Source organism: Arthrobacter sp. FW306-2-2C-D06B (assembly GCF_021789175.1).
GTDB lineage: Bacteria > Actinomycetota > Actinomycetes > Actinomycetales > Micrococcaceae > Arthrobacter.
On sequence record NZ_CP084560.1, the window covers coordinates 1,105,294 to 1,118,667 of the forward strand.

Genomic DNA, 13,374 nt, shown 5'->3' on the forward strand with positions numbered 1-13,374 from the left:
GTGCTCCCGTGCAAGAGCAAACGCAAGCGCAAGCGCAAGCGAGTGAGCTTAAGGCTTCGGCCCGGCGTTCCATGAACCGCCGCACCATCTGGGTCTGGGGCGGCCGTGCCATCCTCGCGGTCATCGTGATCGGTGGCTGGCAGTGGTTCACGACGGAGGGCTGGGTGGACAAGTTCTTCTTCGGCCAGCCGACCGAAATCTGGAACAGCCTGGTCAACCTCTTCACCGAGGGCACGGCATTCGGCACCATCTGGGAGAACCTCGGGGTCACGATGCAGGAAGCGTTCATGGGCTTCGCGCTCGGCACGCTCGTAGGTGTCGTCCTGGGCCTGCTCCTGGGCTCGAACAAGTACCTCTCGGCCGTGGTCGGACCGTACATCCGGATCGTGAACTCGATTCCAAGAATCGTTCTCGGATCGATCTTCATCGTCGCGTTCGGCCTGGGCACCTTCCCGAAGGTGCTGCTCGCAGCAGTCCTGGTCTTCTTCGTCGTCTTCTTCAACGCCTTCCAGGGCGTCCGTGAAGTGGACCAGAACCTGGTCGGAAACGTGCGGGTCCTGGGTGCATCTCCGCTGCAGGTAGCGATCCACGTGACCATTCCCTCGGCAATGACCTGGATCATCGCAAGCCTGCACACGGCGTTCGGTTTCGCGATCATCGGTGCACTTGTCGCTGAAGTGCTCGGCGCCCAGCAGGGAATCGGCCTGATCATCAGCCAGGCACAGGGGACCTTCGATCCCAACACGGTCTTCGCCTGCATGGTGATCATCTCTGTCATCACGCTCGGCGCCGAAGCCCTCATCACCTTGCTAGAGCACAAGCTGCTCAAATGGCGGCCACCAAACCGTTCCGAAGCCCAGGCGATCTGACGACCGCCGTCCCTCAATCCACACTTACCCAACGCTCGAATCCTCACAATCGAAGGAAAAGCACAACCATGATGAAGAACAAGATCTACGCCGTCGGCGCTGCCGGAGTGATCGCCCTGAGCCTCGCGGCCTGTGGCACCAGCACCGCAAGCAGCAACAGCGCGGCAAGCGGCGGTGCATCCGCGGACACCGCCTCGATGCCTACCGTGAAGCTCATGGTCGGCGGTATCGACAAGCAGATCTACCTGCCGTACCAGCTCGCAGAGCAGCTCGGCTTCTACCAGAAGTACGGCGTCAAGATGGAGCTTTCCACCGAGTCCCAGGGTGGCGTCGGCGCCGAAGACGCAATGGCATCCGGGCAGGTGGACATGGCCGGTGCGTGGTACGTCCACACCGTCGACTTCCAGTCCAAGGGCAAGAACGTCATCAACCTCGTGCAGCTCTCGAGTGCGCCGGGCGAACGCATCATGTGCAACCCCAAGGCAAACGTGAAAACGGGCGCAGACCTCAAGGGCAAGACCGTCGGCGTCACCGACCTCGGCTCGGGAACCGATGAGCTCACCCAGTTCATCGCTGCGAAGGCCGGCCTCGCGAAGAGCGATTACCACACGATCGCCGTCGGCGCCGGAGCAACCGCCATCGCGGCAATCCAGCGCGGGTCCGCTGACTGCGTCATGACCACCCAGCCGACCGTTGGCGCCCTTGAGAACAAGAACCTCGCCGTTTCCGCGATCGACCTCGCCACCTCCGACGGAGCCAAGGCAGCACTTGGCGGCACCCTGCCGTCGGCCGGTCTTCTTGCCCAGGCCGACTGGGTCAAGACCCACGAAGACGCAGCCCAGAAGGTCGTCAACGCCCTTGTGGACACGATGCACTGGATCAGCACCCACTCCGCCCAGGAGATCGCGGACAAGCTGCCCCAGTCCTACGTCCAGAACAGCACCATCTCCAAGGACCAGTACGTCGCCGCGCTGAACCAGGACAAGGGGCAGTTCCTCCCGGACGGCCTCATGCCTGCAGGTGGCCCCAAGACGATCTTCGACGAGGAGAAGACCATCGGCGTTGACACCTCCAAGGTCAACATCGCCGACACGTTCACCCAGAAGTACGCCCAGGCCGCTCTCAAGCTCGAGGGCTACACCGCCGCCACCACCCCCGCCGGCAACGACGGCTAATCTCTTCCCTCTATAGCTAGCCCCCAAAACGATCGGCCTGCGTGGTAATCCACGCAGGCCGATTGTTTGTTTGTGGGTGTTTTGGGAACGCTTGGGGAAAATTCGACGGCGGTGGCGCCTGGAGGTTCCATGCTCCGCCGAGATACGTGGAACCTTGACGAATGGCGCCCGGACGTTGGCTACTGGGATACTGTCCTTTCCAACGGCAATCCTGGAGGCGCTCGATGGTTCGACTGACGCCAACAAAGCGGCTTGTTAGCTTAGCGGCGATTGGCTTCTCGGCGTCGCTGGGCCTGTCAGCATGTTCAGCGGCAGCGAATGTCTCGGATACGCCAACCACCGTAGATGAAGGGCGGGCAATCGCTCAGGCAGTCGCCGACAAAGCCGGATGCGGGTCGTTCGAGGACTACATCGTGAACGGACTGCCGGACCGGTGGAAGTTCACCTGCCAATTCAACGACGACATGTTTGGAATCATCGCCTACGGCTCACCCAAAGCAAGAACCGAGTACGAAGCCCAATTGAGGGAAACCGGTTGGCAATATTGGTCTCAAGATTCATACACCATAGTGGCTCCCTGGAGACCCGCAAGTGGGTCAACTAGCCAAAGCCTTGAGTCTTTCAAGAAGGCCTTGGATCACTAGAAAACGCAATCAGCCGGATAAACAAAGGCGGTCACCCATTGTGTGGTGGCCGCATTTGTCATTTACTCTTTTCGACTTCGGTGATGTGACCTGTTGGAATGAGGCCGTTCCGATTCCCCCCAATGACAGGCGATCATCATATCGGTTGGGTATCGCGCTTGAATCTTGTTCTGCTTACCGTCCACACGGTGATCCAGAGCAGAATGACGACGATCAACGTTTCGGTCCCGTTGGGGGCGGCACCGAACAGGACCGAGACAACGTATGGAACAACGAACACAAGTATCCCAGTTGCTACTGCGGCAAATACAACACCACGACCAGTCATTTTGCAGTCCTCCCTCAGAGCCCTCGATCCTCCCACGCAGGCCGATTGTTTTGTTTCCGCTACTTGTGGAGCCGTGGAGTTAGAGCCGCCGCGTACTGCTTCGATCCCTCTTTTGCCATTCCTCGGAGCTGAAGAACTTTTCTAGCTCCGGTCCTGCATTCTCCGAGATCCGTGCGTCGTCGTCGGTCATGTCAAACAGGGGAAGGTAGCCTTTTTGTTCCGCTATTTCATTCGCTATCACCAAGACCGACTTTTCTTCTGCGGACACTGACTCGCCGCTGATCACTCGCTCCGCAATGTGCTCGCACCCGGAAACTTGCATTATGACCATGAGGTCAAAGTTCCTTAGCTCATGCTCATGCCAGATGCTCTTCAATTGAAGAGGCCCGAAGGTGGTCCTATCCCCGGCTCTGCTTTCATGGCCTGTCATGGGACCACCGCTAGAAACAGAGTCAATTTCCTTACGAGGCGCATCTTCATCTCCATCGGGAAGGTGGGCATTCAAAAACAGGACGAACGGTCTGTTTAAACTAGGCCACGACGCTTTGGAGGGTCAACCCTTCGCGGGGACTGTTGGACCTAGGTGTCGATGCTGGCCATGTTGGGATAGCGCGCTCCGGCAGTCGACCCTGCGGGGGCCAGCTCGTCCAGCCGCTTCAGGTCCTCTTCGGAGAGTACGACGGCGGTGGCCCCCAGGTTCTCTGCCAGGCGTTCGCGCTTCTTGGTTCCGGGGATCGGGACGATGTGCTCGCCCTGTGCCAGCAGCCAGGCGAGGGCCAGCTGCCCTGGGGTGCATTGTTTCTGGTCGGCGAGTTCTTTCACCCGGTCCACCAGTTCCAGATTGCGCTTGAAGTTCTCGCCTTGGAACCTGGGGGAGTGCCGGCGGAAATCATTCTCGGCGAAGTCTTCCTCGGAGCGAATTTGCCCGGTCAGGAAGCCGCGGCCAAGTGGGCTGTACGGAACGAATCCGATACCCAGCTCGGCCAGCACAGGGAAGACCTTCGTTTCGGGTTCCCGTTCCCAGAGGGAGTACTCGGTCTGCAAAGCGGTGATGGGATGCACTGCGTGGGCGCGGCGGATGGTGTCCGGCGCAGCCTCGGACAGTCCGAGGTGCCGGACCTTTCCGGCCTGGACGAGTTCGGCCATGGCACCTACGGTGTCCTCGATGGGGACGGTTTTGTCCACGCGGTGCTGGTAGTACAGGTCTATGTGGTCGACGCCGAGGCGTTGAAGGCTGGCGTCACAGGCGGAACGGACGTATTCGGGCCTGCCATTGACGCGCAGGAAGGATCCGTCCTCGCGGCGTTCGTTTCCGAACTTCGTGGCCAGAACGACGTCGGACCGGCGGCCGGCGATGGCCTTGCCGACGAGCTTTTCGTTGGTAAAGGGCCCATACATGTCGGCGGTGTCCAGCAGGCTGCCGCCGGCGTCGAGGAATGCGTTGATGGTGGCAAGGGATTCGCTGTCGTCCCCTTGGCCGTAGAACTCACTCATGCCCATGCAGCCGAGGCCGAGGGCGGAAACGGTCAATGAACCAAGTGTGCGGTTTTCCATGGGGTTCTCTCCTGGAGGTGGCAGAACGTGCTGGATGGCAGGACGGTGCTCAGAGAGGGGTGCGGGTAGGGCCACTATAGGCACGTTGAGCGAGGGCGGACAACGTGGAGGGCAGGGAGAGCGGCGAAGCTACTGACTGGCAACTTCGGATTGGCCGAATAGTTCTGTATCGAGTTGGTCGAGGGCTTCGGGATACCCGGCCACGTCGATGGGTCCGCGTGTGGTCTGGAGTGAAACCACGCGGAAACCGGGGCCGAAGTTGACTGTGGCGAAATCCGACAGCTCCAAGTGCCTGCGGTCAAGTGGGATCCGGCCATTCACGAGGAAAGTAGCTGGATGGACCCATGATCCGTCCCGAGACTCATTTGTCACGAAGTCAACAAGCGGTGCGCGGACGGAAAGCAGGCCCCGCACCCAGCCGTTGGCCAGGGCGCCGGGTAAGGGTTCGGGCGAACGAATCCAGAATTCCGTCCACCCGCGCCGTCGCCATAGCTTGAACCTGAGTCGGTTAGTCACTCGGGTTGCCACTAGCCCGACCATCCAAGTGGCCACCAAAATGATAAAGAATATGGGAAGTGAGTTGGGTTTTTCCCAGCCGAGCGACAGCAGGACGATCGAAGCAAAAGCCGCGCTAACGGCATAGCCGAGGCCGATCGCCAGCAGACGCTTGATCCTCGGTTCCTTCCCGGCCATGCCACACTATAGGCCGGGTTCCCGCCCGTTGTCCCCGACATGGACCCACGGGCGAAGCGTCCTAACCGCCGAAGCGTTCGGCGAAGTACTTGGCTGATTCGATGGACTCAATCCCAAGCATCCAACAAAACACGACGTCGGCAAGCGCGATGAGCAGGAAGACCGATGCCGCTGTGATCCAAAAAACCTCTCGTGGCAGGGTAAGAATGGAGTGCACGGACGCCACAGCAGCCATTGCCGGAAGAGCGACAGACACTGCCATCACCCACTGGCGTTTGGGAATCTCGGCCCTGTAGTACGAGCCCGGTCTGTCGTCTGGATCAAAGTCGAACCCGAACCAGAAGGCAAAGAACGTGGACACCGCCGCCAGGCATAGCAACGCGAACGCGATGCCGATCCAGATGGCTCCGTTTCCAGATTTCCCCATATCTATCATCCAATCATCTCTCCCGTTCCACGGATCGGAACGGGCCACAGGACCGCGGCGGAAAGTAGATTGGTGTTGGAACACGACATGCCGTCCGGCTAAATCGACCGCCAAGGGAAGCAGGAAAAGGGAAATGAGCGAAACCACGCTGCGTGCTGCGAACGTCAATCTGATGGTGGCGCAATGACGGCCCGGCTGCGGGTGTGCTTGCCCGATCAGAAACTCCTGGACGCAATGGAACCCTCCGCCGACGTCGAGTTCGTGGTCTGGGACCTGGCTGGCCCAGCGCCGGCTGACAGTTTCGACCTGCTGGTGCCGCCCTACATGGGCAGGCCAGACGCGCTCACGGCGCTGGATGGCGTGACGGTCCGGTTGGTGCAGAGCCAGTCGATCGGGTACGACGGCGTCGGTGACGTCTTGCCGTCGGGTTGCGCTTTCGCCAACGCGGCTGGAGTCCATGAGACGTCGACGGCGGAACTCGCCTTGGGAATGATGATCGCCAGCCAGCGCGGTATTCCGGAATTTGTCAGAAACCAGGCGTCCGGAATATGGGCCAACGGCCAGCGCCTCAGCTTGGCGGACCGCAGGGTTCTCCTGGTTGGCTACGGGGGAGTGGGCAAGGCCATTGAAGCCAGGCTGTTGCCGTTCGAAACGCACGTGACGCGGATGGCAAGCCGCGAACGGGACGATGAACACGGCCGGATCTACGGCATCGGCTCACTTTACGAACAGTTGCCGCTGAACGAGATCGTGGTGGTCAGCGTACCGCTGTCCGAGCAAACCCGTGGGCTGGTGGATGCTCGGTTCCTGGCGGCCATGCCGGACGGAGCGTTGTTGGTGAACGTGGCGCGGGGTCCTGTGGTCGACACTAACGCCTTACTTCGGGAGACGTCTTCGGGACGGTTACGTGCTGCCTTGGATGTGACCGACCCGGAGCCGTTGCCCGCCGACCATCCTTTGTGGACCGTGCCCCGTGTGCTGATCACGCCCCACGTGGGCGGGGCAAGCTCGGCGATGTTCCCCCGGATGGTCCGGCTGATCCAGAAGCAGATTTCCTTGCTGCTCGCCGGGGAGGCACCGGTGAACGTTGTGCTGGGTGAGAATCAGTAGATGGGTATCTGACTGAGGGGCAGACGCGGTTGCGGCTGCGCGAAGCTTCCCCGGACATATGCGTCGCCGCTGGGCATGTTGGGGCCCTTCGGATCCTCATCGGAGAGTTCGACAAGATGGGGCGCAAGTTCTATGCCTGGATAGGGCAAAGCTGCCCGGGTTGCCTTGTCTCTTGTCGGCGCGTTCTTCCTCCATCAGTTCCAGGTTGCGCTTGAAGTTGTCTCTTTGGAACGGGGGACTGCAGACGGAGGTCGTTCTCTTGAAGCAGCCGGGTGTGTACGACGCCGGCGTAGTTGGCCTGCTGATGCTCTTGCCCATAGCATCCGTGAAGGGACGTGCAAAGCACCTCGCGCGCGCCCAATACCTGTCGTTCCTCCGCGGAAAGCGGGTATAGCCTGCATCTAGCCGCGTATTGTGTGGATGACGATCCAAGCACCCTGGAGAGCTTCCCTTCTAGCTGCCAAGTCGGGCGGGCCCTGTTGTCGGTTTCGATAGGAGTGCCACGTCGGCTCCATTCCTACTCAATAGAAGGAGACCCGACGAGCGTGTCCCAGATGAGTTTGGCTTGGTCGCCCGACAAATTGGCTATAGCGCCGGCTCTCCCCCAGTCCGCCGTCATCACATTTCCGATCCAGGTCCGCAATTCCTGAAAGGACCGGGGAGCCTCTCGACCGGATCCCCAGACATCGCCGAGGTTGTGAGCCAAGGATCGCGGCACACCGCCCATGCGCATCAAGACTGCTTCCCGCGTCGAAACGCCATAGAAGACGAAGGAGGGAGTGTGGTCGAGGTCATGATCCGAGGCCCCAGGTTCCAAAATGAGCTTCTGTACTGCTCCGATGCCCCAAGGGACCTGACCCACGAGTTTTCCGTGAATGTATGCGCTGGCATCACGTAGGCGCCCTTCCCGATCCTTGTCCCCGAAGTTGAACCATCGGTCGGCGATCGCAGTAACAGATTTGCCGGAAACCCAGTCCCTGACCACACCTGCGACTACTTCTGGGTCAAATGAGCCAGACGAAGCAGTTAACCCCAGACTCAGCTCGGGAACGTCGCCTAGCAGCGACACAACCTTTGTCAATGAAGTAGCGTCACCCACGAACAGATTCTCATGCGACCAGAAGTCGCTCGAACGAAGATCGGAGAACTCGTCTCGCGTCTTGGCATAAATCATATTCGCGGATGCCAGGCTGAATCCCGTACCGTCAGCCAAAGCCATGAATCCTCGATCAGTGCCTTGAATTGACCGAATATATTTGCGCGCTACTGAAAGTAGCGCCCGGGACAGGCCGGCGCTTATTTGCCGTGCTTGGTGAAAAACCAAGCTCGAACGAAGAATATCCTCCAATTCGCTAGCGGCTTCCTCCGCTCCAGCAAGCCGTGTGACGTGTGTCAGGTACTGGAGAAATACAGCGATGTCGGGGTTTTCTCGCGTGAACTTGAGGTCAAACCTAACCGCGTTCTCGCCCATTTTTGCTGCCGCATCTAGTAGAGAGCTGGCAATCAATGCAGCCTCACCGCTTAGGAACTTCGCGGTGTTTTCTCGGTCCGATTTGGTTACACAGGGGAAGGCTACGAGGCCAAGGGGATCGCGCATAGCGCGACCCGCGCGGCCTGCTATATTCCAGAACTCGGAATAGGTCAGATCCTTCCATTCCTGACCAAACCCTTGAGATTTCGTTAGCGTCTCGACAATCACGCTACTTATTGGAAAATTGAGTCCTTGAGCAAGGGTCGTCGTTCCCGCCACGACGTCTACGTCTCCACGATCTATGAGTTGTTCAACTAAGTAGCGCATATCGTGGGAAAGCCCCGCATGGTGGTATGCCACACGTCGTCGAAGGATATGCGGAAGTAGATGGTCTTCGCCTAATTCATCCTGGGCGAAGCTTATTACGGCGCTTAAGAGGCGTGAAGGAGTGGGTGTCTCCTGACGGGTCGCAGCAATTTGCCTTGAGCGACTTTCGGCAGTTCCTTTACCCCGGACCAAAATAAGTACGCCACCCCTAGCTGCGAGTTCGTCTGCCAACGCCACCGTTGTTGCAGATTTTGACGATACTTTGGTCTGACTGTGCTGACCGACGATGACCTCCCGTCCAGCCTCCACATCGACATTTCCAGCGCTGGCGAGAGTCGTAAGAGTTAATTGATAAGGCTTACTTCGAGGCTTCTTCCAGTGAGCAGTCACTGCGATGCGCTCGCTGGGCCGCCAATCAACCGCGATGGTCGATTCAGCGCCATCCCCAAGCCATGCCGCGAGCTGATCCGCGTTTGGTACGAAAGGCGTGAGGAGAAGGAATCGAGTTTCCGGTCGTTCTCGCTTCATCATCCCCAGGAGAAGTTCCAGACGCGCTCCTCTAACGCCATCCGAGAGATTGTGGGCCTCATCAATGACTGCCAACGACAGGCTCGCAACTGAAACATGACCAGATTTGAGAAGGAGGTCCAGCTTCTCAGGAGTAGTGATCAGGACATTCACTTGCGACTGCAGCAGTGCGTCCTCGGTAGGGTCTAATTCGATCACCGGAATTGCCGATTCCACGATTACACCCAATGGTGCTAAATCCCTCCGAAGCCGTTGGGTGATTTGGTTCACCAAGGCGCGCGTCGGCACTACGTAAACAACAGAAGAACCTGGATTTAGAGCGAGTGCTTGAACTATTGAGAATTCGGCGATCAGCGTTTTTCCTGCCGAGGTCGGCATCTCGACGACAACTGCCCGCCGTGCCGGATCAAGTAGATGAGAATCGAGGGCTGCTCTCTGACTTGGCCACAGTTCAAACAGAGGATCCGCGCGATTTGGCGAAGCGAGAGCCGCGACGAATTCCCGCAGGGACTTTCCAAGCAAGTTCGTCCCAGTCCAGATGCTTGCTTGAACCATTGAACGGCACGCTGCTTGAATGAGATCGCCGAGCAAGCCGGCGCTAGGATCAGAACCGTATTTACTTAGTTCGTCTCTATTATCCGCATGCCTATCCAGCTGCATCTGAACGTTCGTAGGGATTCCCGCGGCTGTGAAAGTTGCAGCAAGGTCCACGATCTTCGCCAGGTTGAAGCCCGAAACCAGACGGACCGCGTCTGACGTGGAAGGAATATGCCCATCAGGCGGGATCGTCGGGCTGGCCTGCACGTGCTCTTCCCGGAGAAGCCGAATTTCGTGCGCGGCCGCGCGTACGTCGTTCCACCCTTGTGAGCGTCTAACAAGCAGAAGAAAGGCGCGAATCGTCCGCACATGGAGCCTTTGAGCGAAGGTCGCATCACGGTTCAGCACGTCCTCAAGGGAGGGAATTTTGTAGTCACGTAGGAGCATCAGAACTTCTGCGCTTCGATTGGCAAGCACGCCATCAGCTGCCAAGCGAGCTACTGCCACTAGACCGCCGAGGTCGTATTGCCGCCGCTCATTGCGTCGAAGTAAGAACGCCCGGTGGAATAGAAGATCTCGTTCACTTTCTTCTGATGCCAGAGCGATTGCTTCGAGGGCCTCCGCGAGATAGCTTTCGCTATCGATAAACGTCTCTGAGGCGCCGGAATCCGGCGAGATCTTGGCAAGAAGGTAATTCGACCTCACGGCACCGACGGCGTCGTCGACGCCCTCATCAAGCAAAAGCTGGTCGAACTCACTCATGCGGCTTGTTCCGCTGCTTTGGCATAAACGAGACCCGCAAAGTCTTCTAGTGTTCCAGGAAGTCGAACGACGACAAACTTTATCGGTGAATCACCAAAGTCAATCGACGGTTCTTTGAAGTTTCCATAGTCGGTCGCCTGGTAAGCACCGGCTGGTCGGACTAGAACCGGGGCAACTGTACTGACAGGCGGGGTCTGACGCGCGTGAAGGAATAACGACTTAGCAACGTCCAAACGGGATTCGGGCTTGGCATGCTTCAAGGCCCAATGGAGCTCAGCGATGAGTGAGTCCCGATCGTTGAGACGCTTGAGAGTTTCAGCGCGCATGCTGTCCGCTGCCCCGTGGACTACCGTCGGCGGGCTCTGGGTTGATGAGGACGCCTTTACCTCAGTCAGTGCAATCCCCATCGATTGAGTGAGCCCTAACACATCGAGACCACGTGACGGCGAACCAGCAACCTCCTTGTTTCGGATTCTCGACGATGGTACAGAAAACCCATGAATCTGCTGCAGAACGCGTATCGCTAAGACTTCGGCCACTTCGTTGCGTGGAACCTGCAAGTGCAATGGCTGGCTACTGCCCGTGTTCATCTGGGGAATCACGGCCATGGCGACACGGTCCACCAAAGCGCAGATCTCTGCTTCATCGCAGACTTCATCTAAGCTCTGTGACGCCGTACGAAGTTGCTCACCCAGGATGACATCTTCAACGTAAAGATCGCGGACGAGCGCAGCAATCTCCTCGATGAGAACTTCATCGCTCTCAAGGTCGTAGCATGCGAACGTATGTACCCCGAGTTGGGACGAGTCGACTGGTTTGAAGACAAGCATGGCTGCCTCCTTTGCTGCCGAGTTTCCTGTTCCACATCGGGTTCTTGTTCCCGGCACGATGCGTCCGGTCCAAAAGGATGGGCTCGTCCCCATCGTAGCAAGCTCGTACGACCTTTTTGGCTTGAGACACTTGGGTCGGGACGAGACAACAGGGTTCAAACTAAGGGACAGGCGGGTGGACTACTCAAGCGTGTGAACCGAGAGCGACCGCTAATGGCCCTGCGGCTAATGATATTCGGATCGTGCAGTTCTTTTCCTAGGCGGAGAAGCGGTTGTGGCGCCATGGTGGGCGCGAGCCTTGGTCTTTGAGTAATTGCTATTCCGGACCTGCAGTCGTCGCCGTTGACTAGTTTCGACCTCAGCTAAACATCGGACTATTGGCGATTCATTCCAGTTTGTTGGTTTTGCTCGCTCCCGTCCCTACCCTGGCGAAGTGAATAACTTCATTGGGGAAGGGGCGGCGGATCAGCTGCCCGAGGGGTTGCATGAACTGCTCAACACGGATGCACTCGGCAAACTGTTAAACGAATCGGAGCTGCAACCAATCTTCGAGGATATTGACATCGAAGACACTGCGGACGCCTTGTCGCGCCACATTGCCACCGCTGTCCGCCAAGCCATCGCGGAAGCCTAACCAGAAGACAGGGTCCTCCTAGCCAACCGCCTTCTTCAGGAGCTAAAAACCGTGGACCGCATCGCACCGGGCCCCGCCTGGCTTCAATCACTCCATCGACCGGACACACTCAAACGGCGCAACCTGCGCCGCCCTACGACAAGGCTGAGCGATTCAGCCCTCCTCACCAACAGCAAAGACGCCCCGAACCTCGCGGCTGAAGTAAGAGCTGAGATTGAGTCCGCCAACACGGTCAATCTCCTCTGCGCCTTCGTTCGCTGGACGTGCCTCCGATTGCTCCAGCCCGCCCGGTCCGTCATAGTTAAACGGGTTCTTGAGGAACCACTTTTCGGAATCGGGAAATAAGTGAAAAAGGTGGTATGCGGATTGCCGTGCTTCGCGTATGTAGTCCCTATATTGTCCCTCGATCGTTGATGGTCGCTGCATCATGGTGTCTTCCCAATCGGCCGAAACCTCCTCCAGCACCCGAAGATACTCACGCAGCGTGCGGTTACGATCGTGACGTCTGATTCGCTGCTCCCTCACAGCAGCATCGAGTCGGTCGGCTTTGGCCTTCCGGACATTGAGCCAGTTAGTTACGCCGCTAGAGCCTAGTCCTACGACCAAACTAGCCCCTATTGTCAGCCAATCTTTTAGTTCCACTTACCATCCCCTGTCCGACTCCTCGATCCCGCGATGTGCGAGGCATGGGCGGGTTATGCCCGCCGATTACCCAACTCCCAGCCGATGATATCCAGCGCGCGTAGGGGCGTGATCTTCGGCCCCGGTGCCATAGCGGCGATTTCTTCCCAGTAAGGCAGTTGGGTCGCCAAATCTCGCTGAATGGCCTTGAGCCAAGCGTGCCGGTAGTCGGCGTGGCTTCGGCCGTCCTGGAACGGAACCGGCGCATCCTCACATTGGCTGTAGCAGTAGCCAATATTGTCGTCGAACAGGGGGAGCAGGTTCGGGCGCTTTCGGTGAAGGACTTTGGAAAGCGTTGTCAGCCTGACGTACTTTACCGGAGTGCTTTCAAGCACTCCGAAGAGCCGGACGATCGCCTCGAGCGTTTTTTCGTCGGCGGTCGCCAGATCACCAACTATGGATGGGTCCGCCAGTCGCTCGTTAATTGATGCCATGAGGCGCTCAAGGCCGTAGTAGACGGGAATGGGATTATTGGAGACGTTGAGCAGCGAAACCGCCAGCAGGTCCTGGGCCCCAACCGATTCGCTTGGAGATCCTGGGTATCCATCGTAGGCCGGGTAAGCGGAGGTTCGAGGCCTCTCCATGAGATACGTTCGTGCCCAGACTTTTGCATCATCGAGGCCCACCGTTGCCCCACCAACTTTCAATCTCGTCATCTTGCAAACACTAATCCGTAAGTGGCACACCCAGACGCCGAAGAGAATCGTGTCCCCCAAGATGAAGGGAGGGGCGCTGAGCAAGTTGGAGCGACTCCCCAGATAAGCTTCCCTGTAGTTATCGAATGTCATGTACACAGGGGAGCAC

The 13,374-nt window shown here is 58.4% G+C and carries 12 protein-coding genes; 4 read left to right on the forward strand and 8 right to left on the reverse strand.

The annotated features are described in order from the left end of the window. The first annotated feature begins 8 nt into the window (after positions 1-8). Both LFT47_RS05320 and LFT47_RS05325 read left to right on the forward strand, forming a co-directional pair. Entirely contained in the window at positions 9-869 is an 861-nt protein-coding gene (locus tag LFT47_RS05320) for an ABC transporter permease (RefSeq protein WP_236815960.1), read from the forward strand. 68 nt (positions 870-937) lie between these two features. Then, on the forward strand, positions 938-2,044 hold the full coding sequence (locus LFT47_RS05325; protein WP_236815962.1) for an ABC transporter substrate-binding protein: 1,107 nt from the start codon (positions 938-940) through the stop codon (positions 2,042-2,044). 1,051 nt (positions 2,045-3,095) lie between these two features. Here LFT47_RS05325 and LFT47_RS05330 read toward each other — a convergent pair. The 4 genes from LFT47_RS05330 to LFT47_RS05345 all read right to left on the reverse strand — a co-directional run bounded on the left by LFT47_RS05330 (position 3,096) and on the right by LFT47_RS05345 (position 5,690). Next, positions 3,096-3,446, reverse strand: a complete 351-nt coding sequence (locus LFT47_RS05330) for a hypothetical protein (RefSeq protein WP_236815963.1) — start codon at positions 3,444-3,446, stop codon at positions 3,096-3,098. Between the two features lie 149 nt (positions 3,447-3,595). Beyond that, on the reverse strand, positions 3,596-4,570 hold the full coding sequence (locus LFT47_RS05335) for an aldo/keto reductase (RefSeq protein ID WP_236815966.1): 975 nt from the start codon (positions 4,568-4,570) through the stop codon (positions 3,596-3,598). Positions 4,571-4,699: 129 nt separating this feature from the next. After that, a complete protein-coding gene (locus LFT47_RS05340; RefSeq protein WP_236815968.1) occupies positions 4,700-5,263 on the reverse strand; it encodes a hypothetical protein in 564 nt (187 codons plus the stop codon). A 61-nt stretch (positions 5,264-5,324) separates the two neighbouring features. Next, on the reverse strand, positions 5,325-5,690 hold the full coding sequence (locus LFT47_RS05345; protein ID WP_236815970.1) for a hypothetical protein: 366 nt from the start codon (positions 5,688-5,690) through the stop codon (positions 5,325-5,327). Positions 5,691-5,873: 183 nt separating this feature from the next. On the opposite strand from LFT47_RS05345, the gene LFT47_RS05350 reads away from it, so the two are divergent. Continuing rightward, on the forward strand, positions 5,874-6,800 hold the full coding sequence (locus tag LFT47_RS05350; RefSeq protein WP_236815972.1) for a 2-hydroxyacid dehydrogenase: 927 nt from the start codon (positions 5,874-5,876) through the stop codon (positions 6,798-6,800). A 517-nt stretch (positions 6,801-7,317) separates the two neighbouring features. Here the strand turns inward: LFT47_RS05350 and LFT47_RS05355 are convergent. Continuing rightward, on the reverse strand, positions 7,318-10,425 hold the full coding sequence (locus LFT47_RS05355) for a DEAD/DEAH box helicase (RefSeq protein WP_236815978.1): 3,108 nt from the start codon (positions 10,423-10,425) through the stop codon (positions 7,318-7,320). Then, entirely contained in the window at positions 10,422-11,255 is an 834-nt protein-coding gene (locus LFT47_RS05360) for a hypothetical protein (RefSeq protein ID WP_236815980.1), read from the reverse strand. Before LFT47_RS05360 ends, LFT47_RS05355 begins: the two co-directional genes overlap by 4 nt. A 433-nt stretch (positions 11,256-11,688) precedes the next feature. On the opposite strand from LFT47_RS05360, the gene LFT47_RS05365 reads away from it, so the two are divergent. Further along, positions 11,689-11,889: a hypothetical protein gene (locus tag LFT47_RS05365; protein WP_236815982.1), complete on the forward strand. Its 201-nt coding sequence runs from the start codon at positions 11,689-11,691 to the stop codon at positions 11,887-11,889. Positions 11,890-12,042: 153 nt separating this feature from the next. Here LFT47_RS05365 and LFT47_RS05370 read toward each other — a convergent pair whose 3' ends face one another. Both LFT47_RS05370 and LFT47_RS05375 read right to left on the reverse strand, forming a co-directional pair. After that, on the reverse strand, positions 12,043-12,531 hold the full coding sequence (locus tag LFT47_RS05370; RefSeq protein ID WP_236815984.1) for a hypothetical protein: 489 nt from the start codon (positions 12,529-12,531) through the stop codon (positions 12,043-12,045). A 53-nt stretch (positions 12,532-12,584) separates the two neighbouring features. Beyond that, on the reverse strand, positions 12,585-13,358 hold the full coding sequence (locus LFT47_RS05375) for a DUF6308 family protein (protein ID WP_236815986.1): 774 nt from the start codon (positions 13,356-13,358) through the stop codon (positions 12,585-12,587). Positions 13,359-13,374 lie beyond the last annotated feature (16 nt).